We start from the raw sequence: 23,469 nt of genomic DNA, 5'->3' as shown, positions 1-23,469 counted from the left end.
TTGTAACCTATAGAAAAAACGGTGACACCGCAACGGCAGGCGGAGAGCCGTTACTGTTTGGTGGAGCGGTAGGTCGCGCGGTTGCGTTTGAGCTGATACATGCGCACGGCCCGGTTGTGTTCCGCAAGAGTCCGGCTGAAGTAATGGGAACCGTCTCCCTTGGCGACGAAATAGAGATAGTCGTGCTCCTCCGGATGCATTGCGGCCACGAGCGATTCCAGGCCGGGTGAGCAGATGGGGCCCGGTGGCAGCCCCCGATGCACGTAGGTGTTGTAGGCGTTGTCCTTGTCTTGCAGGTCGCTTTTTTTCAGATTCCCGTCGAAGTCCGGGCCCAGGCCGTAGATGACCGTTGGGTCGCATTGGATGAGCATGTGCTTTTTCAGCCGGTTGTGGAATACGCCGGAGATGCGGGCCCGTTCCGTCGCGTCGCCGGTTTCCTTCTCGACGAGGGAGGCCAGGATCACGGTCTTGTGCAGCTCCTCTGCCGGAGGCGGGCCGCCGGGCCATATCTTTTTGATGCTTCGGAAGAATTCCCGGATCATGACCTCGGCCATGTGTCGCGAGGGGCGTTCCTTGGGCGGGGTGACCAGGTAGGTCTCGGGGAAGAGGTACCCCTCGGCGTCCCTGGCATTGATGCCGAATTCGGCCAGCAGTTCGGAATCGGCCACGGCCTTGGCGAAACCGGCCGCATCGCCGAGGTCCGATTCTTCGAGAACCCGGGCCGTCTGCCACCATGTCAGCCCTTCGCGGATCGAAACCCGCTGCATGACTCCGCTGGACGAAGTCAATTCATTCAGGATGCGTTCGGGCAGCCACCCCGTGGACAGGCGGAATACGCCCGCGCGCACGGCCGAGCCTCGTCCCGTGCGCACGGCCAACTGGTAGAAGCGCCGGGTGTCGGTGATGAGCCCTTCCTTCTTGAGGTTGGCGGCTATGGTGGTGAATATCTGGCCCGGCGCCACGCGGAACTGGACTTCGCGGCCCGGCGTCTCGGGCGCTGTGGTCAGGAACTGCTGCTCTTGCCACGCCTTGAACCATGCGTAGCCGCCCGCGCCGAGCGCGGTGAGGGTGGCCAGCAGGGCCAGGGAGATCAGGACGTAACGGAATCGAGCCATGAGCGAAGGATGACCACGGCCGCCTGGCTGTCCAGAACGGCCTTGCGTTTTTTGCCGCGCAGCCCGGCGGCGTTGAGTTCCTCTTCGGCCTGGGCGGAGGTCAGCCGCTCGTCCATGAGGTGGACGGGCGCGTCGATCCTTCGTTCCAGGCTCTCGGCGAAATTGCGGGCCTGCCGGGTGGTCAGGGTTTCCTCGCCGGACATGGCGAGGGGGAGGCCGACCACCACCGCTTCGATGGCTTCATCATGAATGATGTCGGTCAGTTCGTCAAAGAGGGCCTGGCGAGTGGTCCGCTCTATGGTCCGGTAGGGCGAAACCAGGGTGCCCGTGGGGTCGCAGACGGCCAGCCCCACGCGCTTGAGCCCGAAATCTATGCCGAGCGCGCGCACTATGCGGCCTCCGAGGGGAGGCCCGCCAGGCGGCAAGCGGCCGGGACGCGGGAATCGGTCCCGTCGGATTCGTCTTTTATTTTGTGGCTGTCCATGGTCTCCTCCATGCGTCGTTTCAGGCTTCGGAGGCCGGGCGGGCCCGGACCGATCAAGTGAGCCGCGAGGGGGCTAGGCCCCCTTGCGTTCCACCATGTCGAGCAGTTCGTTGAGTTCCTTCTCCCACTTGGGACCGCCCACGCATTCGGCCAGGTATTCCACTGCGTGCAGGACGCGGTTGGGCCGCTTCATTTGCAGCATGGACCGCTTAATGCCGACCTTGCAGGACGGGCAGCCCACCACGATGGGACGGTGCCGGTCGAAGCCGAGGTCCTCGCGCAGTTGTTCCTGCTTGCGTTCGCGCAGCTTGTTGTAGATGGCCGGGCTGGTCAGGGCTCCGAGGCCGGACTCGCCGCAGCAGCCGGGGGAGAGGTCCACGTTCGCGCCTGTCAGGCTCGCCAGGGCCGAGCGATACATCTCCGGAGCCTTGAGCTTGGGCACGCCGGTCCACTCCATGTGGCAGGCCGAATGATACAGGATCGGTTCGGCCCGGCGTGCGGCGGGCAGCCGCTCCAGGAGGAACTGGACCACGTCGAGGTGCTTGAGCGGGTCGGCCAGCTCGGAGGAGAAATCGTAGGTCTCCAGCGACTCACGGCAGGTGCCGCAGGCCGTGAGCAGGGTAGTCGCCTTCAGCCCCGCCTTGCCGGTCTTGACCAGCAGGTCCAGGAATTCCTGGACGTTGCGGTGGCGGTTCGTCTTGTATGCCTCCTCGCAACCCGAGGCGAGCAAAGGGTAGCCGCAGCACATGTGGTGGTCGGGCAGGACCACGTTCACGCCGGACTTGAGCAGCAGATAGACCGAAGCCATGCCGATGGACCTTGAGAAGAGCGATGCTCCGCAGCCGGGAAAGTAGAGCACGGTCTGGTCGCGGTCCACGCCCGGGTTCTTGAAGACCGAGCCTTCTTCCAGATGCAGCCTCTCCGCCAGGTTGTGGTAGTCCATATGCGGGCTGCGGTTCTTCACCACCGGAGACTGGATCTTGGACAGCCAGCGGGCCGGGACCATACCGAGCGTCTTGTCCTGGAGGGACTGTCCCACTGCCAGGACCTTCGCGGCCACGGGCAGGGTCTGGGCCGGATTCTTTGCCAGGTTGCGCAGGACGATCTGCTTGAGCGGATGCCCGGATTTGCCCTTGGAGTCGAGGAACGAGCGCATGGAGAGGGCCGCGCCGGCCGAGTCGATCTTGACGGGGCAGGCTGCCTGGCATTTGCCGCAGGCGGTGCAGTGGTCCATGAGGTCGCGCAGTTCCTTCATCAGCTCGTGGGCGGGCTCGCCGGTCTGGGTCTGCGAGTAGTAGATGCCTTCGATGAGCGCGCCCAGGGCGATGTTTTTGTTGCGCGGGTGGTACATGAGCCCGCGGGCGGGCTGGTACATGGGGCAGACCTGCTTGCATTTGCCGCAGCGGGTGCAGGTCTGGATATTCCTGAGCAGGCCCATGAGGGCTTCCTTGTCCTTGAGGGCGGTCTCGTCCAGGTCGTGGATGAGCCGGTTGAAGGAGAAGGTGAAGGGCGTGCTCGGCAGTTCGCGCGAGGCCAGCTTGCCGGGGTTGAACACCCCGTTGGGGTCAACTTCCTTGCGGTATTGGGAGAGGGCCCTGATCTTTTCTTCGCTCAGGAAGCCTATCTTGGTGATGCCGATGCCGTGTTCGCCGGACACCTGCCCGCCGATTTCCAGGACCTTCGTCATGACCGTGTCGGCGGCTTCGTGCGCGGCGGCCAGCATTTCCGCGTCGTTGGAGTTGACCGGCAGGTTGACGTGGCAGTTGCCGTCGCCTGCGTGCATGTGGTTGGCGATGACGATGCGCTTGAGCTGGAGTTCCTGCCACAGGTCCTTAATCTCGCGGTCGAGCTTGGGATAGGTGTCGCGGAGCTTCAGGAACAGGAATCGGCACTGGGCCTCCTGCTCCACATCGGAAAAGTCGCGGGACGTGATGCTGCCGCCGAGGATGGAACGGATGCGCCTGCGCGCTTCCCTGATGTCTTCATCCTCGGGATTGACGCCTTCCAGGTTCTCGATCTTGTCCAGGGTGGTCGAGTATATCTTGGCCAGATAGACCAGGTTCAGGTCTTCGAGGAACTCCGAGAACTGGGGGATGACCTCCATGGGAATGACAACGTCCTCGTTGACCTTGAAGCCCGAGGTGCGCTTGGCGATGGCGGACAGCTTGTGGCGGTCCTCCCAGAACAGCTCGGCTTCGCGCTCGTCGCGGGCGGCGAAGATGTCCACGCCGTCGTAGGGCTGGGCCAGGGCGAGCACGGTCTGGCAGGCAGCGTCCAGGGCTTCCCTGTCGTCCGAGTCGAGCTGCATGATGATGACCGAGATGGGGTCGCCTTCGTATCGGGTGGATTTGGTCTGGTATTCGATGGCTTGGACGTATTTCGGCCCGAATTCCTCCAGTGCGGAGATTTTGACCCGGTCCCCCTCCTCGCGGATGGAGTCGCGCATCCCGACCACGTCCTTGATGACCAGCATGGCGTTGTTCATGGACCGGCCGAAGAACTCCAGGCAGAGCACCTGCGAGTGGGCCAGGGCGGGGTGGCAGATGAAGGTCGCGGTGGTGATGATGCCGTCAGTGCCTTCCTTCTGCACGCCGGGCAGGCCGCCCAGGTACTTGTTGGAGACGTCCTTGCCGAGTCCGGGGCCGCGAATCTCGTCGCCGCCGAGCGTCACGGTGTCGAGGAGCTTGCCCTTGTTGTCGAGGATTTCGAAAATCGCCGTGTCGGAGGGGTAGATCTTGTGGCGCGGGTGGTCCTTGCGGCGGATTTCGATAAGCGAGCCGTCGGGCCGGACCATGCGGTAGCTGAGGAGATTGTCGATGGTCGTGCCGTATTCGAAGGCGAACGGCCCGCCCGCGTTCTCGGAAATGTTGCCGCCCAGGGAGGAGCCCGCCTTGGATGCCGGGTCCACGGTGAAGAGCAGTCCCTTCTTGGCCGCAGCCTGGATGGCGTTCAGGGTGATGACGCCCGACTGGGCGGTCATGGTCCGCGCCTCCGGGTCGATGTCGATGATCCGTTTGAAACGGGAGAGCGACAGGATCACGCTGCGCGCCTCGGCCGGAATGGCTCCGCCGGTCAGTCCCGTGCCGCCGCCGCGCGGGATGAGTCCGAAACGCATTTCGTTGGCCAGCCGGACAATGCCCTGAATCTGCGATTCGTCCTCGGGGAAGAGCACGAGCATGGGCAGTTCCATGCGCAGGTCCGTGGCGTCGGTGGCCGACTCAATGCGGGAGTGCGGCTCGTGGCCGATGGCGTCCTCGGGCATGAACGCCTTGAGGCGTTTCACGATCTCGTCGCGGAAGGCCAGTTCGTTGCCGTGGCGTTCCCAGAAAAGTTCGATGCCCTTGGTCAGGATGGTGGCGAATTCACGGTCCAGCATGGGACGGGACATGTTCAGCCGCCGGTCCACTGCCGTGCGGACCAATTCCGGGTCGATGAAGGGGTTGTAGCGCACGAGGAAAAGCTCGGCGGCCAGGTTCGAGGCGAGTTTCTTCACTTTTTCGGGCCAGTGCTGAAACTGTTCCATGTCCACCACTCCGAGGGCGCGGGTGATGAGCTGTTCATCGGAAATAGATATATGAGGTCCAAGCTGGGCCATGTCTTATTACTCCATGGGTTGGGTGAAGAGGTGAGAGTTAAGCCCTTTTTGCCCGGTTGGCAAGTTTGCGCCGGTCCGCTTCGGACTTCGCGCCGGCTTTCGGAAATATATAAAACAATGAGTGTTGCAATCGCTTGACTTGAATTCGTTTTGTCGGTCAATATAAGACAATTCTATAATTGAGTGAGGATTCATGTTATGCCGCATCCCAAGGGGAAATGTCTCATTGCGTCTCTGGTCACATTATGCTTGGTCCTGTCGGTGACGCCGGGGTTCGCCGCGGATTACGTGATCGACAGCCCCACCACCACGACGCAGGATTTGGCTGCGGGCGACACGTTGGAAGTTACGGGTAGCGGTAGTATCACGCCTCCCTTAGGCGATAGGGGCGTCAACGCAGTGGGTGGGGGGCATACCATCAATAACGCTGGCGAGATTTCGGCCTCGGGGATCGGCACGACGTACGCGGTTCATGCCGAAGGCGGTTCCAGTTCCGTGAATAATACCGGTAGCATCACCGGTTCTGGTTCGCACGTCTTGGGCGTTCACCTTGTAGACGGGAACAATCAGATCACCAACTCGGGCGAACTCATGACCACAGGGAACGGTGCGGACGGAATATTGGCCCAAGGCGGCTCCAGCTCCGTAAATAATAGCGGGACCATCGTCGTCACAGGAGCGGGCAGTTACGCTGTCGACCTCCAGGGTGGCGACAACCAGGTGGTCAACTCCGGTACGATCACGACCTCCGGCAACACCGGTGTGGGCATCTACGCCACCGAAGAGAACAACATGATCGTCAACACCGGCACAATCGCGACCACGGAAGGCTCTGGCGACGGCATCCACGTCGAGGACGCCAACAACACGGTCTCCAACTCGGGAACAATCACTACCCAAGGCACGAGCGCCCACGGCATCTCCTCCGATGGCGGCGGCAACACGATTACCAACACGGGAACGATCACCACCCACGGCGCTTCGGCCGACGGCATTCGGACCGAGGACGACAACAACACGGTCACCAACTCCGGGAGAATCGTCAGCGACCAGTCCAATGCCATCACCTTTTTGGGGGCAGGCAACACGCTGAACCTGAAGGCTTTCTCCTTCCTCGGCGGAGGCGTCGACTTGGGCGGCGGGACTACGGTGAACATCGATTTCGCTCCTTCCAGCTCCGTTTTTTGGGAGTTTTCCGGCACAGTTGACGCCATGAATTTTACCGGCTCGGTGCCGGTCTTCTACAATGCCGCCACCTCCCAGGTCGCGACCTTTGATCCCACTGCGTTTTCAGGTTCCTCGGACGCGCTCGCGGACATGACCGACAACGTTTCATCCGTGATTCGCGACCGTCTGGATTGCGTCGGAGATCGTTGGTGGACATCGGTATTCGGTTCGACATCCAAATACGACGGCTCTTCGGCAACCTTGGACTTCGACTCCAGCAACATGGGCGTGGCCATCGGCTATGACGCATCCATTACGGAAAGCACCACTTTGGGGGTTCTGGCCGGCTATCTTTGGAACGATTTCGACGTGGATTCTCTCAACGCGAAGTCTTTCGACAACAAGTCGGACGGCGCTTTCCTCGGCATCTACGGCAGGCAACGCTGGAGTTCCGTGTTTATTGATCTCGCCGTCACCGGCGGTTGGCTCGACCATAGCGACGACCGCATGGTCAACAACAACCTTGCCGCTTCGGGAGAGTCCGAAGCGGAGGCTTCCTACGACAGTTGGTGGTTTTCGCCTGAAGCCACCATCGGATATGAATTCGCGTTGAGCGACGAATGGTCCCTGGTCCCTGCCGCGAGCCTGCGTTACGCCCGGCAGACCATGGACAGCTATACCGAATCCGGCGGCGGCGACGCCAACGCGCATGTCGCCGGACGCGACGTGTCCATGCTTGAACAACGGCTGGAGCTTGGCGTGCGCGGGATGATGGATTCCTTTTCCCTGAATGTCCGGGCGGGCTGGCAATACCGCAACGCCCTGGGCGATGATGACGTCGAGTTGACCATGCTCGGCCAGAACAAGGCCGTGTCCACGGAAATGGAAGATCGAAGCGCCCTGTTCCTCGCCGGAGGGGTCGCGGCGCATCTGACCGATGCGGTGTCGCTGAAGTTGAACGGCGAAGCCGAATTGGGCGACGACAGCACTTCCATCGGCGGTTCCGCCATGGTCTGCGTTTTGTTTTAAAGACTCCGGGCGGACCGGCCGTTTCAGGATGGCCGGTCCGCGCCGTACGAAGGCCGACGAACCCGGTCATTTGCGGAAGGCCGTTCGGCCTGTCTCATGCGGTTCAGAATACCGCGCCCATCCCCTTGTCCCCCTTGCCTTTCAACCACTGCCGTTATACTGATTTGAAACATTTTTCATGGTATGGGGTAGTCTTTTCATTTCCGTCATCATCACTGAAGGGTAGAGATCATGAGCAAGCCGAATTTTGCGCCTTTGAAACTGTTCATCACGGGGCCGACCTACATCCGGCAGGATGTCAAGGAGGCGGCTCTGTTGCCCGAGTTCGGGCACCGCGACACGGAAAACGAGCTGCGGTTCGGGCCCATCCGCGAGAATCTGCGGAAGCTCGCCGGATGCGGCGACGATTTCGAGCCGATTCTGTGCCTCGGCTCCGGCTCCACGGCCATGGAGACCTCGGTTCGCTCCCTGGTGGCTGAGGACGAGACCATCCTCAACGTGTCCGTGGGTTCCTTCGGCGACATGTATTTCAATATCGCGGCCAGCAACGGCAAGAAGGCCGTGAACCTCAAGTTCGACTACGGCGAGGCCATCGATCTCAACGTGCTGGAGGACAAGCTGAAGGAAGTCCGCCCCCAAGTGGTCTCCTTCACCCATAATGAGACGTCCACCGGCGTGGTCAACGACGTGAAGGCCGTTTGCTCGCTCGTCCGGCAGTATGGGGCCATGCCCATCGTGGACGGCGTGTCCATCTTCGGCGGAGCCGAGCTGGCGCTGTCCGAGTCCGGTGCGGCCATGTATTCCACGGCCACCCAGAAGGCGCTCGGCCTGCCCGCCGGGTTCGGCATCGGGTTCGTCTCCGGCGAAGCCGAAGAGAAGGCCCGTAAGGTGACCAACAAGGGCCATCATCACGACATCACCAAGCATCTCGACCGGGCGCGCAAGAATCAGACCCTGACCACGCCCAACACCACCCTGGCCAACCAGATGTGGTTCCAGCTCGACCGCATCGTCAACGAGGAAGGCATCGAGAATCGTTTCGCCCGCCATCGCGAGATGCGTTCCATGGTCGAGAAGTGGGTAGGCGGCCTCGACGGGTTCGAGATGTTCGCCCCCGAAGGGCACCGCTCGCCAACTCTTTCCACCGTGATTTGCCCCGAAGGCGTGACCACGGCCCAGCTCAAGGGGAAAGTGAAGGAAGCTTTGCGCGGCGAGGGATACCTCATGGACCCCGGCTACTTCAAGTTGAACCAGCTTCTGGAGGAAGCGGACCGCCGCCCGATCTTCCGTGTGGGCCACATGGGTGACATCACGCCCGCCATGCTCACGGAATACCTGGCCAAATTGGAAGGAGAACTCGATAAGCTCCGATAGATCGACGACATAAGCATGTCACGGGGAGGTGGATATGCGGATACTTGCCAATGACGGCCTCGTGGAAGAGGCGCGGAAGTACTTGAGACAGCAGGGATTCACCGTTGAAACCGAGAAACGCGACGAGGACGATCTCATGAGCGAGATCGGGTCCTTCGACGCTCTGCTCGTACGCTCCGCCACCAAAGTCACCCGGGTCTTGCTCGAAGCCGGGGTGAAGGACGGCGGCAAGCTCAAGATCGTCGGGCGGGGCGGCGTGGGCACGGACAACATCGACCTTGAGGCGGCCAAGGAGCTGGGCGTCATCGTCAAGTTTGCGCCCAACGGCAACACCAACGCCACTGCCGAGCACGCCTTGGGACTCATGTTCGCCATCGCGCGCAAGGTGCCCTTCGCCCATCGCACCCTCATGGACGGGACCTGGCACAAGAAGCGGTTCAAGGGCGTGGAGCTCTTCGGCAAGACGCTCGGCATCATCGGCTGCGGCCGCATCGGCCAGTCCCTGGCGGCCAAGGCGGGAGCTCTCGGCATGAAGGTCCTGGGTTATGATCTCTACCGTTCCATCGACGCCCCCCTGACCTATGTGGACTCCATCCCCGAGCTGCTCGAAAAATCCGACTTCGTCTCCCTGCACTGCGGTGGTGCCGAGCCGGTCATCAAGGCCGAGGAACTCGCCCTGATGAAGGATTCCGCCTACCTCATAAACGCTTCCCGCGGCAAGAACGTGGCCGAGGACGCCCTGTACGAAGCCCTCAAGACCGGGAAAATCGCGGGAGCGGCCCTGGACTGCTACGAGTCCGAGCCCAAGCGCGAGGGAGAGCCTTTCCGGAACAAACTCCAGGAGCTGGACAACATCGTCATGTCCGCCCACCTGGGAGCCTCGACCAACAACGCGGGCATTCGCACCGGGCTTGAAATCGCCGAAGTGGTCGCCGGATACCTCAAGCGCGGCGAGTACGGCAATTCCGTGAACGTGGGGGAGACCGTGGAGGAAGAGGGGGCCGATATCTACACCATCTTCATCACCCATGAGGACAAGCCCGGCATGTTCGGCAAGTTCGGCACCCTTATGGGCGAGATGGGCGTGAATATCCGCGAGAACAATTCCCGCAAACTCGGCGAACAGGTCCAGACCGTGTATATGGTCCACGCCAAACCCACCGAAGAGGTGCGCGAGGCCCTGAGCCGCATCGAAGGCGTCAGGCGCGTGACCATTTAGTCTTTGCGTGAAGCAGTAGTGGGACCGCCTTCGGCGGATTTGTCAGGTGATTTCGCCTCCGGCGGGCAAGGGGCACACCCCCTTGCATCCCGATTGCGCCCCTGCGGGGCGGAAATGGCTTTTCAATCAAATCTGTTTCAATTTGAAAGACCTGATTGCTCCGGGAACGCCTTTCATTGATAAACCTTCGCCGAAGGCGACATAGGGATTCCAAAGGGGGCCCGCCCCTTTGGCCGCCGGAGGCGAAATCACCCATCCATCCCGCCGAAGGCGGTTCCTCTACTGCTTTCACCGGAAAGTTTCGGAACAAAAAAAAGGCTCGGCATATGCCGGGCCTTTTGGTTGTCGGGTCATCGTCTGGACAGCAGCCAGATGACGTGGACCAGTCCGGGGAAATAACCCAGGAGGGTCAAGAGCAGGTTGACCCAGAACTGAAGTCCCAGGCCTACCTTGAGGAATGCGCCCAGCGGCGGGATGAGGACGGAGATGATAATGCGGATGATTTCCATGCGGGCTCCTTTGAGCGGTTTTTAAGCTTGATTATCCTTATCGTTTTTCCCGCATGGAAGCAATGTCCGTCAGTTCCCAAGCGCGGCTTTCGCGATGTCCTGGGAGATATATCCCTTCAGGTGGTCATAGGGGATGGTTACGACCTGTTCGCCCGCGGCATACGGGGCCACCTGGTAAGGGGCGAAATAGAAGGCCACGCCTTCCGGGGTCAGGATGAATTTGTCGAAGTTTTTCCCGAGGGGTTCAATGCCGTAATTGAGCATTTCCGGCAGATACATTTCTCCGAGGGACTTGGTGAGCACTTCGCGGCAGATGGCTGAAATCTTGTCCAGGGCGGCCACGCGGTTGGGGAAGAGCTTGCCCAGGGTGAGCGAACTGCCGTCGGTCATGTCGAAGACCCAGGTCATGGGCCAGTGGTTGGGGTGCGCCCCGCCGGTGTAGAACATGACGTTGAGCTTGACGGAAACATAGCGGCCGCCAGCGATGGGCCAGACCCCGTACCGGGTCATCATTTCGTACTGGTGGGGGAAGAAGCTCCGGTCGTGCTCCGGGTCGCTCATCTTGAAGTCGAGGATGGAGGCGGAGACATAGTCCCGGATGGTCTTGCTGGCCTCGCTTTGGCAGAGCACCGGGTATTCGGCGTCCACCTTGAATCCGGGCGTGTCCTCCTGGATGGAAACCGAGGTCAGCACGGGCGGGGCGCAGGGCGGGGCTGCCTGGATGGTTGCCGGGACGAGCAGCAGAAAAAGGGCGAAGAGTAGGGTCGCTATACGGTTCATAAGGTCTCCTGAGAGTTGAGCAGCAATTTCCGCATCCCCCATGCCGCCTGTCCCAGGGAGATGCAGCCGTCATTGGGCGGCAGTTGGGTATGCACCAAGGGTATCAGACCCGCGCCTTGCAGGGCCAGGGGCAATTCGACTGCGAGGGTCAGGTTCTGCATGACTCCGCCGGACAGGGCCACATGGTGGATGTCCAGGAGCATGGAAAAGGAGAAGGCCAGTTCGGTCAGCCCGGCAATGAGGCCGAGGTGGAAACGGCGGGCGATTTTAGCAACCGGCACGCCCCGTTCCAGGTCCTTCAGGACCGCCGCCACCAGGGAAAGGGTGTCCAGCGCCACCGGATCGGCGGATTGGAGCGGACAGGGGTAGGCCTCGGTTTCGTCCATGTCTTGGGCTTTTTCGAGGAGGATGGCCGCCTGCCCTTCGTAAGAGATGGTTTCGGCCAGTCCGCAGAGGGCGGCCACGCCATCGAACAGCCTTCCGCAACTGGAAGTCTTGGGCGCGTTGATATCCTTTTCGAGCAATTGCGGCAGGAACCGGCTCGCGGCTCCGAAGCGTTTCAGCCACGGCCATTCGTAGCGGCCCGGCTCCCGGACGCCGAGTTCCCACAGGGCGGCTTGAGCTATGCGCCACGGCTCCTTCACGGCAGTCTCGCCGCCGGGCAACCGGATGTGGGCGAAGCGGGCGAGCCGCTGGTGATCCAGGGTGGACGGGTCGACCAACAGGCATTCCCCGCCCCAAATGGTGCCGTCCTCGCCATACCCGGTGCCGTCCAGGGCCAGGCCGATGACCGGGCCGTCGAATTTGTTTTCGGCAAGGACGGCGTGGATGTGCGCGTAGTGGTGCTGGAGCGCGGCCACGGGCACGTTGCGTCTGCTCCCCAGGTCTTCGGCCAGGGTGGACGTCATGTAGTCCGGGTGCAGGTCGCGGACGATGAGCTTGGGCTCGACTTGCAGGATATCTTCGAGGTGGGCTTGGATCTCATTGTGAAAACGCATGGTTTCCAGGTTGGACATGTTGCCGATGTGCTGGCTGGTGAAGGCCTGGTCGCCTTTGGTCAGGGTCAGGGTGCACTTGAGCTCCGGCCCCACGCCGAGGACCGTGTCGCCTTTGACCGGCAGGAAAACCGGGGAGGGCACGAAGCCGCGTGCCCGGCGCATGAAGATCGGCTCGCCCGTCCCGGGATTGACCCGGATCACGGAATCGTCCGTACGGATGAGGATGTCCCGGTTGTGGAATAGAAAAATGTCGGCGATGGACGACAGCCTTTCCAGGGCCTCGTCGTTGTCCAGGCAGATGGGCTCCGAGCTCATGTTGCCCGAGGTCATTATCAGGGCCGCTTCCGGTCCCATCAGTTCCGCATAGTCGTGGAGCAGGATGTGGTGGAGCGGGGTGTACGGGAGCATCATGCCGATGAAATTCGTGTCCGGGGCCACTGATCGGGCTAGGGGGAAGGGGCGTTTTTTCGCCGTCAGCACGATGGGACGCCGGATGCCTGTCAGCCATTCTTCCTCGGCCGGAGAAATATGAGCCAGCCGTTGGGCGGTAGCCATGTCCGCGACCATCACGGCCAGCGGTTTGTCCGGCCGGTGCTTTCGCAGCCTGAGTTCGGCCACGGTACTGTGGGAGGCCGCGTCGCAGACCAGATGGAAGCCGCCGAGACCCTTGACCGCGGCGATTTTCCCTTGGGCCAGTTCGCGGGCCAGTCCCCGCAGGGATTCATCGCCCTGGGAAATGACCGTGCCGTCGGACCGGGTCAGCCATGTGGCCGGGCCGCAGGCCGGGCAGGCGTTGGGCTGCGCGTGAAAGCGCCGGTCCAGCGGGTCCATGTACTCGGTTTCGCACTTCGGGCAGAGGGGAAACTTGGCCATGGAGGTCTGGGGCCGGTCATAAGGTATTGAGCGGGTGATGGTGTAGCGCGGCCCGCAGTTGGTGCAGTTGGTGAACGGGTAGCGGTATCGCCGGTTGCCCGGATCGCTCATGTCGTTCAGACAGTCGCGGCAGGTGGCCACATCCGGGGATATGAGCACGGAGTTCCCGGATTTGCGGGTGGATTCGAGGATGATGAAGGCGTCCTCGCCTTCGATCGGCTTCATTCCTTCGGAATCGAGGGTGACGATGCGCGCCAGGGGCGGCAGCTTGCCCGTCAGGTCCCTGGAAAAACCGTCCACCTGTCCGGCGTCTCCCTGAACTTCGATGAGCACTCCGTCCGACGAATTGTTCACCGAGCCTGTGACGCCGTGGTCGAGGGCGATGCGGTAGACGAAGGGCCTGAAGCCCACGCCCTGCACCTGTCCGGTAATGGTGAATTTTTGGCGTCTATGCATGGTTGTCTTTATCGTTCAACGCTATTTTTCGCAAGGGGAATCAGTTTCTTGCAAGGTGTTTCAACAGGCTGCGGAGCCTTCCACGAAGCAGCCGCATGGGTGCGAAAGAAAGCTCGCGTTCCTCGGAGAGAATGAACCCGGCCGAGTTGAAAGCGCCGGGCGTGTCCAGGGGGTACTCCAGCGCGGACGGGTCGGCGCCTTCCATTCCCCTGAGGCGCGCCTCTTCCCACAGGGGGACCTGTTCCGGGGTCAGTCCAAGCAGCGCGGCGGCCATCGTGTCCAGGGCCACGCCGTTTTCGGCCGCGGCCATGAGTCCCAGCGGGAACGGCTCGCCCTTGATGGGGCCGTCCCGGTGCATGGGGCGGACGCCGTCCATGAGGTGCGCGGCCTGCGGCAGGGCACGATACACGTCCATGAGCATGGACCGGAAAATTGCGTGGCTGTGTCCGAGCCGGTTGTGAGCCAGCGCCTTGCGGAAGCCCACTACACAGCCGAACAGGTTCTTGACCGCGCCCGACAGGGTCATCTGGCAGTGGACCTTGAGCTTGGGCAGGTTGAGGATGCGATCCGCTTCCATGGCGTCCAGCGACAGGCCGATGGTCCCGCCCAGGGTGAGCGGAAGGGGGGTCGGCCGGGCGAGGCTCCGCACATCGAGGCCGAGTTCGGCCAGAGCCTCTTCGAGCCCGGAGGCGCGCGCCACGGAGGCGGCGGACCCGAAGGCCGGGGAGTCGGCTACGGTCACTCTCGCGCCGTGGTCCAGCAGCCATGCGCAGGCCGCTCGAACCACCTGTGGATGGGTGGTGCAGTGGGCCGCATTGCTTCCGTTGACGAGGTTGGGCTTGACCAGCACCCGATCGCCATGGGCGGGAGCGAAGCCGATGCTTTCGAGAAGCGCGGCCACGGCCTGGGCGAGCTGTTCAGGACGGTATTCCGGAACCCTGAGGATGGCGACGGTTTCGGGCATGACGGGCAGCATAGGCCCGGCCGTCGCGGATGACAAGTCGGGGGTTGCCAGCCGGGCCGTGAAAGGAGAGAGTGGCCGCATGAATCCACTTGTATCCTTGAAAGACGTGAGCGTGACCCGAAACGGCAGGCGACTGCTCGGGCCGCTCGATTGGCGGTTGGAACGCGGCGGCCACACGGCGGTGACCGGGCGCAACGGCGCTGGCAAGACCACGCTGCTGCGGCTCCTGCGCGGCGAAATCACCCCCGACCCCGGCGGGGAGCGGGTCTACGATTTGGGCGAAGGGCCGCAACGGTCCGTATTGGGCCTGCGGCAGCGCATCGGCCTGGTCTCGGCGGACATGCAGGACTTCTACTTTCTTCATACGCCCAGGGTGAAGGGGCGCGATGTGGTGTTGGCCGGATTCTTCGACACGCCCATCCTGTACCAGCCCGCGTCTCCGGAACAGGAGAGGGCGGCCGACGCGGTCATCGACCGGCTGGGTATCCGAGATTTGGCCGAGAGCGAATTGCGCGCGCTGTCCACGGGGCAGGTGCGTAAGCTGCTGGTGGCCAGGGCCCTTGCGCCGGAGCCGGATATCCTGCTCCTGGACGAGAGTTTGGACGGGCTGGACGCGAGGGCGCGCGTCGAGGTCGTCGAACTGCTCGGCCTGGCCGCGGAGCGCGCCACTCTGGTCTGCGCCGCCCACCGCGCAGGGGACCTGCCCGAGTGCGTGGACCGGGCGCTGGCCCTGGACAACGGGCGCGTGCTTGCCGAGGGCGTTCGGGATCAGGCCATGCGGGCTTTGAGCGAGACGGCCCCCGACATGGTTGCCTGCGACCTGCCGCCCGCACCCGCGTCGGACCATTTCGATTTTCTCCTGCGCATGAAGAACGTGTCCGTGGTGGCCGACGGCGTCCGCATCCTCGACAGCATCAACTGGGAGGTCCTGCCCGGCGAGAATTGGCTCGTGCTCGGCGAGAACGGAGCGGGCAAGTCCACGCTGCTCAAGCTTATTACCAGCGAGATCGCGCCCTATGCCGACGGCGAGCGGGGAACGGGCGCGGTGGAGAGGCTGGGCGGCATGACCATGGACGAGGCCCGGCCGCTCATAGGCGTGGTCTCGCCCGCGCTTCAGGCGAGCTATGCCCGCGAATTGGGCTGGGAGGTGACCGCCGAAGAGACGGTCATGTCCGGGTTTCGGGGGTCCGTCGGAATGCTCGACGAGCCCACCAGCCGGGAACGGCTCGGGGCCGAGCAGTGGCTGGAAATCGTCGGCCTCAAGGGTTTGGGCTCCCGGCGGCTCCGGCACATGTCCTACGGCCAGCAGCGCCGCGTGTTCCTGGCCAGGGCCATGGCTCCCGGTCCGAAACTGCTCCTTTTGGACGAGCCCCTGTCCGGTCTGGACCCCGCTTCGCGGGCGCACCTGATCGAGCTTGTCCAACGCCTCGCAGAGGCCGGAACACCCCTGATAATGGTCTCTCATTACCCCGAGGACCGTATCCCGGCCATAAACCGGATTTTGGAAATTGAGGGTGGGCAAATGCGCCTTTGCGGCGATATCGCAAAGGGTAAGAGGGCCTTAGGATAGGGGGGATGTCGGAACTGGTCGGGATTATTCCTTTTAAATTTAGAAAAACCCCTTGACTTGTTTCTCTTTTTGTCCAAATGTGCCCATCAGTGTGTCAGCGTACCCCTGTAGGGACGGTCTATTTCCGGCCGACGCTGACTGGGGAAAGGAAACAGGTATATCGAGAAGCAGTGTGCGCATCGTGTACGCTGCTTCTTTTTTATTTAGATCGATGCTTAAGCATCATACCGCATTCACGGGAGTGAATAACCATGTCTAAGAATATCTATGTCGGCAATCTGCCCTGGTCCGCAACCGAAGACGAAGTCCGCGCGGCTTTCGAGGCTCACGGCCAGGTTTCCTCCGTTAAACTGATCGAAGATCGTGAGACCGGCCGCCCCCGCGGTTTCGGCTTCGTGGAAATGGACGACGATTCCGCCGCTCTGGACGCTATTGAAGCTCTGGACGGCAAGGACTTCGGTGGCCGCAACCTGAAGGTCAACGAAGCCAAGCCCCGCGCCGAGCGTCCCCGCTGGTAGCCCAGCGCGCCTGATAAAGGCATCGATGCCCGTCTCTCGCGAGGAGGGACGGGCTTTTTTTTGGGGGATTTCCCGTTAACTCCCTGAATGGGAAGACCGGGCGTTGAAAGCCGCTTCGCGGCAAAGGCCGGGCTGTTTCGTCTCATGCGGGCAAGGGCCGCACCCTTGCTTCCCCTGCAAGCGCCTTCGGCGCGGGCTTTTTCGCTCCACGGCGTTCCGCCTCCAAAGCGGGGAGTTAATGATATAGGTTCCGTTTTTTGCGGCCTTGGGCCGTTAACCCTGAACAGGGAGTTGTTTTGGCCAAGCCAAATTATAAGTTTGCGAAACGGCAGAAAGAGATGGCTAAGAAAAAGAAAAAAGAAGAAAAACAACAGCGTAAGCTGCTGAAGAAACAGGAAGGCTCTGAGCCTGGCCAGGATGATGAGTCCGAGGACGAGGACGGCGGTTCCTGATTCCGAAGCAGGCCGGGGTTGGCCGCGTATTGCCAAGACCCCGGCCAATGGGTAATGTCAGGCAAAAATCATTCGATTTCCTGCGGAGGCGACAGTGCGACACTCGGGCGAAGTGACCTGGTTCAACGAGCAGAAGGGATTCGGCTTCATCCTCGGTGAGGATGGGCGTGACGTCTTCGTCCATTACACTGAAATCGTCCGCGACGGTTTCCAGACCTTGGAACCCGGTGAAAAAGTCACCTTCGGCCTCGTGGACGAGGAAACGGGCCCCAAGGCCGTGGAAGTCCGCCCGACCGAGGAAGCCGGGACCGTCGGCCTGAGCTAGTCCTGCCCCAATCCCATGCCCGGCTCCATAATCCGGCCGGTCATATCCGTTTCATATCCGCCCTGCGCCTTGATTCTGGCCTGGACGTCCTTTTTCCCGATGATCTCGATGAGAGTTTGAATGCGCTCGTCGCCGACGTATTTTTCGGGAATGATCAAATCATAGCGTTCGTGGGCCAAGGGCGCGAAGTCCAGGTCCAGCGCCTTGGCCGCGGCATAGATGCCCAGCCCGCATGAGGCCGCGCCGGTGAGCACGTTCACGGCAACGGCCATGTGCGTGAATTCCTCGTTCTCGTATCCGGCTACATCGCGCGGGCTGATGCCCGCCGTTTTCAGATGATGGTCCAGGAGGATACGCGTCCCGGCTCCCCGTTGGCGGTTGATGAAGACCACGTCCTTCCGGGTCAGGTCGCCGACCCCCTGGATGGAAAGCGGGTTCCCCTTCGGCACGATGAGCCCCTGGTGGCGGATGGCCAGGTTGACCACGGTCACCGGCAGGCCGCCAAGATACTTTTCGATGAACGGAAAGTTGAAGTCTCCGGTCTCGGGGTCGAACAGGTGCGCCCCGGCGAACAGGGCCGAGCCCGCCTTGAGCGCGGTCAGGCCACCCATCGATCCGGCGTGGCTCGAAACCAGCCGCAGGGGTTCGGGCAGTCCCATGAGTTCGTTGGCGAGCAGGTCCAGGGTGTTGTCGTGGCTGCCCACGTGGACCAGCACCCGGTCGAGGTCGCCCTTGTGGACCAGCAGTTCGGCGCGGACGGTCTCGCCCTGTTCCACGCCCTCGACGTCCTCGGGAATGTAGGCCACGGCCTGGGCTTTGGTCATGGTCGTTATCATGCCCGCTCCCCGGGCCAGCGGAGCGCCCACGATGTTCTCGCCGATGCGTCCCGCGGCGAGCCGGATGGCTTCGCGCATCCCCGGCCTGGACGGCGTCTTGCGGGCCAGGACGATGTCCGTCAGCCTGCGTTCGGGCGCGGATTTGCCCATGAGCCAATGGACCACGGGCGCAAGGATTTTCTCGTGGCAGACCACGGCCGATACCGGGTAGCCCGGCGCGCCCACCAGGAGTCTGCCCGGATAGCCGCTGCGTTCGTCGGTCACGGCCAGCAGCGTGGGCTTGCCCGGCATGACCGAGATGCCGTGGACCAGAACCTCGCCGATGGATTCGAATACCTTTTTAGAATAGTCCTTGCTGCCCGCGCTCGACCCCGCGCCGACCACGACCATGTGGCACCCCTTGGCCAACCCGTCCAGCACCGCCCCGCGCAGTGCGTCCTCGTTGTCCGGCACTGGCGCGGACCAATCCGCGTCGATACCCCAGCCGTTGGCGTAGGCGCGGAAAACCTGGGAGTTGGATTCGATGACCTGTCCGGCGCACGGTTCCGGCTTGTCGAGGAAATTCAGCACTTCGTCGCCCGTCGGCAGGAAGATGGTTCGGACCCGTTCACGGACCTCCACCTCATAGATGCCCGCCGAGATGAGCGCGCCGATGTCGGACGGCGTCAGCTCCCGGTTCTGGGGAATGAGCAGTTCGGTGGCCACAATGTCCTCACCGATGCGGCGTACGTGCTGCCACGGAAAGGCTGGCGCGTCGATGAGCACGGTGGCTTCATCTTTCTGGACCACGTTTTCGATCATGACCACCGCGTTTTTGCCCTCGGGAAGCGGGTTGCCCGTGTTGACGAACACGAATCCCTCGCCGAGCGCGAGGGCCACGGGCGCGTCCTCGCGGGCCAGGAAGGTGGATTCCGCCGACACCGCCACGCCGTCCATGGCCGCCGCGTGGAAGGTGGGCGATGAGTACTTCGCGTATATCGGACCGGCCGTGACTCGTCCCGCGGCCTCGTGGGTGGGCACCTGCTCGGTGCCGAGCAGAGCCTCGCGGTCAAGGTGCGCCTTGGCCAGAGCCACGGCTTCTTCGGGCGGGACCGTCTTCAAATATATATTGCGTTTGGTCATGTCGGATGCCTCCGGCGGCCAAGGGAACCCCGCGCGGAGTCTGCCTTGACCTTTCTTGCTGAGTTGTTTTCGCACTTTCGCGGCATGGGTGAACAGGCGTTGGTGTAACGTCCCGGCGGCAATAATAGCAAATTTTTTCCCGGAATTCCCGAGAAAAAGCGGTGTCCTCGAATCGGACCATGGGGAGGGGAGGAGCTGCGTGGAGTGTAGGGAAGGGAGAAAGGGGAAGGTTCCTTGCGACGGAACCTTCCCCTTCTTGTGAGTCTATTCGTACTGGAATTCGCCGTCCCTGTAGATGACGAGCTCTTCGCCGCCCTTGAGGGTGGCGGTGACGGTCTTTTGCTGGGTGTTGACCAGGTCCCAGTGCAGGGCGGAATCATTGAAGCCGAGTTCCTCCTTCCGGGCCTTGTCCAGCGTGGACTGGTCTCCGGCGAAAGTGTCGGCATAGGACGCGCCTACGGCTACATGGCAGTTGCCTTGGGGGCCGCCGAAGTTCTCGTCGAACAGCGTGTTGGCCATGAACGCGTTGATCTTGGAGAAGCGGCGGTCGGTCAGGGAGAATTCGCCCAGCCGGTTGGCCCCCTCGTCCAGGGTCAGTTGCTTGGCCACGAATTCGCCGCCGGACTTGGCTTCGGTCTTGACTGCCACGCCCTTTTCAAAGGTCAGACGCACGCCTTCGACGAAGTTGCCCGAGCGGAAGGAGGGCTGGTCGGCGTAATAGACGCCCTCGGTGCCGCGCCAGTCCGGGGAGAGGAATATCTCGAAGGACGGGATGTTGTGGCCGGACACGCCGAGCCATTGGCGCTGTTCGCCCGGGGTGACGATGAGGTCGGTGTCCTCGGACTGGATGCGCAGGTGTTCGACGTCCAGCGCGTTGAGCCATGCCTTGACCTTTTGGGTTTCTTCGAAAATCTCGTGCCAGCGGGCGGGCGGGTTGTCGTCGTCCAGGTAGCACGCCTTGACGACCTGGGCCTTGAACTCGTCCATGGACAATCCGGCCGCCTTGGCCAGGGCCGGGGTGGGGTAGATGCACAGGGTCCAGCCGAAGTCGCCGGACTGCTCGCGCTTTTCCATGATGTCGCGCATGAACTTGCGGGCCACGGCGGCCTGTCCGATGCGTCTGGAATCGACGTCCTGCAAATGCGTCAGAGAGGCCGGGGCGATGAGGGAGATGAGCCCGTTGAGCCCCCCGACGAATTCCTTTTCGCCCGCCGGGATGGCCGTGAGCTGGTTTTCGTCGCTCTTTCCATAGAAGGAGAGCTCCATGTGGGGGGTCAGGTTTTGACGGGGGATGGGGTTGATGCCCTTTCCTATGAGCAGATCATACATGGCGTCGGCCAGGGGCATGGCGTCGGTGTCGAAGCGCAGGAGCACGAAATCGCCGGGCTTATATGGTTTGGTGCGGGCGGTGGACAACCCCCACCACAATGTCTCGGCATATTTTTTCAATTCGTTTTCAGTGAACATATGGGTACCTCTTTTGGTTATGAGCGGTATTTGAGGCAGTCAGAGTAAACGACTCCGCGCCGCATCACAAGCGGTGGGGGAAAACGGGAATTTGCAGGACTTTTGAAAAGCGCTTTCATGTCTTGACACATGGCGGGCATGAATATATCAGCAAGTTCGTGCCCGGCCTGCATGGTCGGCATCGTACCTTGAAATGTCGTGTCTCGCCCCGGTCGCAGGCCAAAAGGGCAGCGCGCGAAACAGTCCCGCATACGGCGGGCATCCCAAATTATTTTCTGGAGGGAAAAATGGGCTACACTATCACTATCGACACCGACAAGTGCACCGGCGACGGCGAATGCGTGGACGTTTGCCCCGTTGAAGTTTACGAACTTCAGGACGGCAAAGCCGTTGCGGTCAACGAAGACGAATGTCTCGGTTGTGAGTCTTGCGTCGAGGTCTGTGAGAACGACGCCATCACCGTCGAAGAAAACTAGTCTTCACGATTTGATATGGTTACGGGAGCGGCGGGTATCCGGCGCTCCCGTTCCATTTTGAGGCCGCCGGAAGAGTGGCTGCGCAGCGGGTCGCGGCCACGGGAAAATGTTCCGGTCCAGGCCTGTTCGGCGCCGGAGCCGTTGTCGGGGATCGTCTCGTCTTCCCATCCGGCAACCCCGGCCCTTTTTTTGGGGGCCGTCGGTTGACGGCGTCGAATCAAGACTTAATTGGTCTGAGCAACCACACCCATGGCCGGCGTCTCCGCCGGGCCGGTCCAGGAGCAGACAGAATGGCCCTTGATTTTACCGAGTATTTCAAAAAATACGAAGCCATCGTGGCCGAGGTCGATGCGGTCTTCAAGAAATTCGAAACCGAGATGCCGGACCTGGTCAAATGCGGCAAGGGATGCAGCGACTGTTGCTACGCCCTGTTCGATGTGACGCTGGTCGAGGCCATGTACATCAACGCCAAGTTCAACGAAAAATTTTCCGGCATGGAGCGCTCGGCCGTTCTGGACCGGGCCGACAAGGCCGATCGCCAGATTCACAAGCTCAAGCGCAAGGTATTCAAGGCGAGCCAGGAAGGCCGCCCGGTCAATGAGATCCTGCTCGAAGTGGCCAAGGCCCGTGTGCGCTGTCCCATGCTGGGCGACGACGATCTCTGCTCCATCTACGAGAACCGGCCCATCACCTGCAGGCTGTACGGCGTGCCCACCTCCATCGGGGGCGAGGCCCATACCTGCAACAAGGCCGGGTTCAAGGGCGGCGAGAAGTACCCCACCGTGAACATGGACATCATCCTGGACAGGCTCCTGGCCATCGGCAAGGAAATCCAGACGGGCGTGGGCTCCCGTTTCCGCGAATTGGGCGAGATGCTTCTGCCCGTGTCCATGGCCATCGTCACGGAGTACGACGAGGCGTATCTCGGCGTGGGTGAAAAGACCAACCTGCGTGAGAAGAGCCCCGAGGAAGAGGTGCAGCCGCGCGAGATCATCGCTCCGGCGGCGGCCAAGGGCCCGGCGAAGTCCGCAGCCTGCGCCTCCTGCACCGAATCCAAGTCCTCCTGCGAAACCTGCGGCGAGTCCATCGTACTCGGCGGCAAGGAATAGCCTATGACCAAGACCGTCAATTACGAGGAAATGCCCGAACACGAGGTCGAGGCCCGCAAGCGGCACATGTACGAGAAGATGTCGCCCCGGCGGCGCAAGTTCGTCGACCGGCTGGGCTATGAGAACTGGGACCCGTTCGCGGCCCCGTTCGATCCCATCGACATTCGCGTGGAGAAGACCGGCCTGACCCAGGCACAATTGACCCAGCTTTTCATTTTGCAGTCCGGCAGGCATCTGAATCAGGAATACATCGACCAGGTCAACGAGTTCAACGTCATGCTGGTCATGAACTTCGAGAAGGTTCGACCCATCTACGAATTCTGCCTCTGGTACGCTGAGCATTGCAAGAAACACGGCGTCGAGCCATAAAGCGAGGATATTCACATGGAACACTTCGACAATATTGATGATTACATTGCCGATCTCAAGTCCAAGCTGCGCGACAACCCCAGTTGCGGCAACACCCATTACAATCTGGGCGTGGCCTATCTTTCCCGCCGCGACTTCATGGAGGCCGAGCGCGAGTTTCTGGACGCCGTGGCGCATTCTCCGCGCATGGCCGAAGCCTATGTGCAGCTCGGCGGCATCGCCCTGCAGCGCGGCGATATGGATTCCTGCCTGAGCTACAACGTTCAGGCCACCCAGCAACGGCCGTTCTTCGCCGTGCCCTGGGGCAACATCGGTTTCGTCTACATGCAGCAGGGCGACAACGACAAGGCGCACAAGTCCCTGAAGAAGGCCCTGAAGCTCGATCCCGAGTTCGCCCAGGCCCAGGCGACCATGTCCAGCGTGCTCATCGCCATGGGCGAATACGAGGAAGCGGACATGATCCTCAAGTCGCTTCTCGAAAAGCAGCCCCACTTCGGCCCCGGCTGGAACAACAAGGCCATCATCGAGGCCGAGCGCGGCAACTGGGCCGAGGCGGCCACCTGCATCGAGCGGGCCGAGGAATCCGGTTTTGAGGTCCCGGCTGATTTTCGCCAGGAAGTGCAGGACAATATCGCGAAATAAGAATCGTTCCTGTTGCCCGG

General features: G+C 61.9%; 20 protein-coding genes. 11 read left to right on the top strand and 9 right to left on the bottom strand.

What is annotated here, in order from left to right; genetic code table 11:
* Nucleotides 1-50 precede the first annotated feature (50 nt).
* The 3 genes from mltG to PSN43_RS09220 form a co-directional block, all read right to left on the bottom strand.
* Nucleotides 51-1,115: an endolytic transglycosylase MltG gene (gene mltG / locus PSN43_RS09230; protein ID WP_272700422.1), complete on the bottom strand. Its 1,065-nt coding sequence runs from the start codon at nt 1,113-1,115 to the stop codon at nt 51-53.
* Nucleotides 1,091-1,504, bottom strand: a complete 414-nt coding sequence (ruvX, locus tag PSN43_RS09225; protein WP_272700421.1) for a Holliday junction resolvase RuvX — start codon at nt 1,502-1,504, stop codon at nt 1,091-1,093. The genes mltG and ruvX overlap by 25 nt, the downstream gene beginning before the upstream one ends.
* A gap of 168 nt (nt 1,505-1,672) precedes the next feature.
* Entirely contained in the window at nt 1,673-5,194 is a 3,522-nt protein-coding gene (locus tag PSN43_RS09220) for an FAD-binding and (Fe-S)-binding domain-containing protein (RefSeq protein ID WP_272700420.1), read from the bottom strand.
* 495 nt (nt 5,195-5,689) lie between these two features.
* On the opposite strand from PSN43_RS09220, the gene PSN43_RS09215 reads away from it, so the two are divergent.
* From PSN43_RS09215 to PSN43_RS09205, 3 genes are all read left to right on the top strand, one after another.
* Entirely contained in the window at nt 5,690-7,390 is a 1,701-nt protein-coding gene (locus PSN43_RS09215; RefSeq protein WP_272700419.1) for an autotransporter family protein, read from the top strand.
* Between the two features lie 231 nt (nt 7,391-7,621).
* A complete protein-coding gene (locus tag PSN43_RS09210; protein WP_272700418.1) occupies nt 7,622-8,764 on the top strand; it encodes a pyridoxal-phosphate-dependent aminotransferase family protein in 1,143 nt (380 codons plus the stop codon).
* A gap of 34 nt (nt 8,765-8,798) precedes the next feature.
* Nucleotides 8,799-9,983: an NAD(P)-dependent oxidoreductase gene (locus PSN43_RS09205; RefSeq protein ID WP_272700417.1), complete on the top strand. Its 1,185-nt coding sequence runs from the start codon at nt 8,799-8,801 to the stop codon at nt 9,981-9,983.
* Nucleotides 9,984-10,333: 350 nt separating this feature from the next.
* Here PSN43_RS09205 and PSN43_RS09200 read toward each other — a convergent pair whose 3' ends face one another.
* The 4 genes from PSN43_RS09200 to PSN43_RS09185 form a co-directional block, all read right to left on the bottom strand.
* Nucleotides 10,334-10,492: a YqaE/Pmp3 family membrane protein gene (locus tag PSN43_RS09200; RefSeq protein WP_269942148.1), complete on the bottom strand. Its 159-nt coding sequence runs from the start codon at nt 10,490-10,492 to the stop codon at nt 10,334-10,336.
* 69 nt (nt 10,493-10,561) lie between these two features.
* The gene (locus PSN43_RS09195; protein ID WP_272700416.1) at nt 10,562-11,272 is read right to left on the bottom strand and encodes a DUF3298 and DUF4163 domain-containing protein; all 711 of its coding nucleotides are present in this window, start codon (nt 11,270-11,272) and stop codon (nt 10,562-10,564) included.
* Nucleotides 11,269-13,599 (bottom strand): carbamoyltransferase HypF, encoded by a 2,331-nt coding sequence (hypF, locus tag PSN43_RS09190; RefSeq protein ID WP_272700415.1) that lies wholly within the window; start codon nt 13,597-13,599, stop codon nt 11,269-11,271. The genes PSN43_RS09195 and hypF overlap by 4 nt, the downstream gene beginning before the upstream one ends.
* Before the next feature lie 40 nt (nt 13,600-13,639).
* Nucleotides 13,640-14,563 (bottom strand): DUF362 domain-containing protein, encoded by a 924-nt coding sequence (locus PSN43_RS09185; protein WP_272700414.1) that lies wholly within the window; start codon nt 14,561-14,563, stop codon nt 13,640-13,642.
* A gap of 79 nt (nt 14,564-14,642) precedes the next feature.
* On the opposite strand from PSN43_RS09185, the gene PSN43_RS09180 reads away from it, so the two are divergent.
* From PSN43_RS09180 to PSN43_RS09165, 4 genes are all read left to right on the top strand, one after another.
* Nucleotides 14,643-16,133, top strand: coding sequence for an ABC transporter ATP-binding protein (locus PSN43_RS09180; protein WP_272700413.1), 1,491 nt, complete (start codon nt 14,643-14,645; stop codon nt 16,131-16,133).
* Between the two features lie 251 nt (nt 16,134-16,384).
* On the top strand, nt 16,385-16,651 hold the full coding sequence (locus PSN43_RS09175) for an RNA recognition motif domain-containing protein (protein ID WP_071544271.1): 267 nt from the start codon (nt 16,385-16,387) through the stop codon (nt 16,649-16,651).
* A gap of 296 nt (nt 16,652-16,947) precedes the next feature.
* On the top strand, nt 16,948-17,103 hold the full coding sequence (locus PSN43_RS09170; RefSeq protein WP_272700412.1) for a hypothetical protein: 156 nt from the start codon (nt 16,948-16,950) through the stop codon (nt 17,101-17,103).
* Between the two features lie 94 nt (nt 17,104-17,197).
* Nucleotides 17,198-17,428 (top strand): cold-shock protein, encoded by a 231-nt coding sequence (locus PSN43_RS09165; RefSeq protein WP_272700411.1) that lies wholly within the window; start codon nt 17,198-17,200, stop codon nt 17,426-17,428.
* On the opposite strand, the gene PSN43_RS09160 is transcribed toward PSN43_RS09165, so the two are convergent.
* A complete protein-coding gene (locus tag PSN43_RS09160) occupies nt 17,425-19,386 on the bottom strand; it encodes a molybdopterin biosynthesis protein (protein ID WP_272700410.1) in 1,962 nt (653 codons plus the stop codon). The two genes, PSN43_RS09165 and PSN43_RS09160, sit on opposite strands and share 4 nt — an antisense overlap.
* 264 nt (nt 19,387-19,650) lie before the next feature.
* A complete protein-coding gene (locus PSN43_RS09155; protein ID WP_272700409.1) occupies nt 19,651-20,853 on the bottom strand; it encodes an aminopeptidase in 1,203 nt (400 codons plus the stop codon).
* A 287-nt stretch (nt 20,854-21,140) separates the two neighbouring features.
* Here PSN43_RS09155 and PSN43_RS09150 point away from each other — a divergent pair, with 287 nt between their 5' ends.
* From PSN43_RS09150 to PSN43_RS09135, 4 genes are all read left to right on the top strand, one after another.
* Nucleotides 21,141-21,329: a ferredoxin gene (locus tag PSN43_RS09150; protein ID WP_066802455.1), complete on the top strand. Its 189-nt coding sequence runs from the start codon at nt 21,141-21,143 to the stop codon at nt 21,327-21,329.
* A gap of 290 nt (nt 21,330-21,619) precedes the next feature.
* The gene (locus tag PSN43_RS09145) at nt 21,620-22,438 is read left to right on the top strand and encodes a YkgJ family cysteine cluster protein (RefSeq protein WP_272700408.1); all 819 of its coding nucleotides are present in this window, start codon (nt 21,620-21,622) and stop codon (nt 22,436-22,438) included.
* Nucleotides 22,439-22,441: 3 nt separating this feature from the next.
* Nucleotides 22,442-22,807: a hypothetical protein gene (locus tag PSN43_RS09140; RefSeq protein ID WP_272700407.1), complete on the top strand. Its 366-nt coding sequence runs from the start codon at nt 22,442-22,444 to the stop codon at nt 22,805-22,807.
* Between the two features lie 15 nt (nt 22,808-22,822).
* Nucleotides 22,823-23,449 carry a tetratricopeptide repeat protein gene (locus PSN43_RS09135; RefSeq protein ID WP_272700406.1) on the top strand — a complete coding sequence of 209 codons (627 nt, stop codon included), beginning with the start codon at nt 22,823-22,825 and terminating at the stop codon, nt 23,447-23,449.
* Nucleotides 23,450-23,469 lie beyond the last annotated feature (20 nt).

Origin of the sequence: Desulfovibrio sp. Fe33 (assembly GCF_028532725.1) — a bacterium.
In the GTDB taxonomy this organism is placed as follows: domain Bacteria; phylum Desulfobacterota; class Desulfovibrionia; order Desulfovibrionales; family Desulfovibrionaceae; genus Pseudodesulfovibrio.
Note: the sequence above shows the minus strand (reverse complement) of the source record. Positions and strands in the feature narration are given on the sequence as shown.

Coding starts and splice junctions, on each gene's coding strand:
- mltG (WP_272700422.1), bottom strand. CDS start 1,115: ATGGCTCGATTCCGTTACGTCCTGATCTCCCTGGCCCTGCTGGCCACC.
- PSN43_RS09220 (WP_272700420.1), bottom strand. CDS start 5,194: ATGGCCCAGCTTGGACCTCATATATCTATTTCCGATGAACAGCTCATC.
- PSN43_RS09210 (WP_272700418.1), top strand. CDS start 7,622: ATGAGCAAGCCGAATTTTGCGCCTTTGAAACTGTTCATCACGGGGCCG.
- PSN43_RS09205 (WP_272700417.1), top strand. CDS start 8,799: ATGCGGATACTTGCCAATGACGGCCTCGTGGAAGAGGCGCGGAAGTAC.
- PSN43_RS09200 (WP_269942148.1), bottom strand. CDS start 10,492: ATGGAAATCATCCGCATTATCATCTCCGTCCTCATCCCGCCGCTGGGC.
- PSN43_RS09195 (WP_272700416.1), bottom strand. CDS start 11,272: ATGAACCGTATAGCGACCCTACTCTTCGCCCTTTTTCTGCTGCTCGTC.
- hypF (WP_272700415.1), bottom strand. CDS start 13,599: ATGCATAGACGCCAAAAATTCACCATTACCGGACAGGTGCAGGGCGTG.
- PSN43_RS09185 (WP_272700414.1), bottom strand. CDS start 14,563: ATGCCCGAAACCGTCGCCATCCTCAGGGTTCCGGAATACCGTCCTGAA.
- PSN43_RS09180 (WP_272700413.1), top strand. CDS start 14,643: ATGAATCCACTTGTATCCTTGAAAGACGTGAGCGTGACCCGAAACGGC.
- PSN43_RS09175 (WP_071544271.1), top strand. CDS start 16,385: ATGTCTAAGAATATCTATGTCGGCAATCTGCCCTGGTCCGCAACCGAA.
- PSN43_RS09160 (WP_272700410.1), bottom strand. CDS start 19,386: ATGACCAAACGCAATATATATTTGAAGACGGTCCCGCCCGAAGAAGCC.
- PSN43_RS09155 (WP_272700409.1), bottom strand. CDS start 20,853: ATGTTCACTGAAAACGAATTGAAAAAATATGCCGAGACATTGTGGTGG.
- PSN43_RS09150 (WP_066802455.1), top strand. CDS start 21,141: ATGGGCTACACTATCACTATCGACACCGACAAGTGCACCGGCGACGGC.
- PSN43_RS09145 (WP_272700408.1), top strand. CDS start 21,620: ATGGCCCTTGATTTTACCGAGTATTTCAAAAAATACGAAGCCATCGTG.
- PSN43_RS09140 (WP_272700407.1), top strand. CDS start 22,442: ATGACCAAGACCGTCAATTACGAGGAAATGCCCGAACACGAGGTCGAG.
- PSN43_RS09135 (WP_272700406.1), top strand. CDS start 22,823: ATGGAACACTTCGACAATATTGATGATTACATTGCCGATCTCAAGTCC.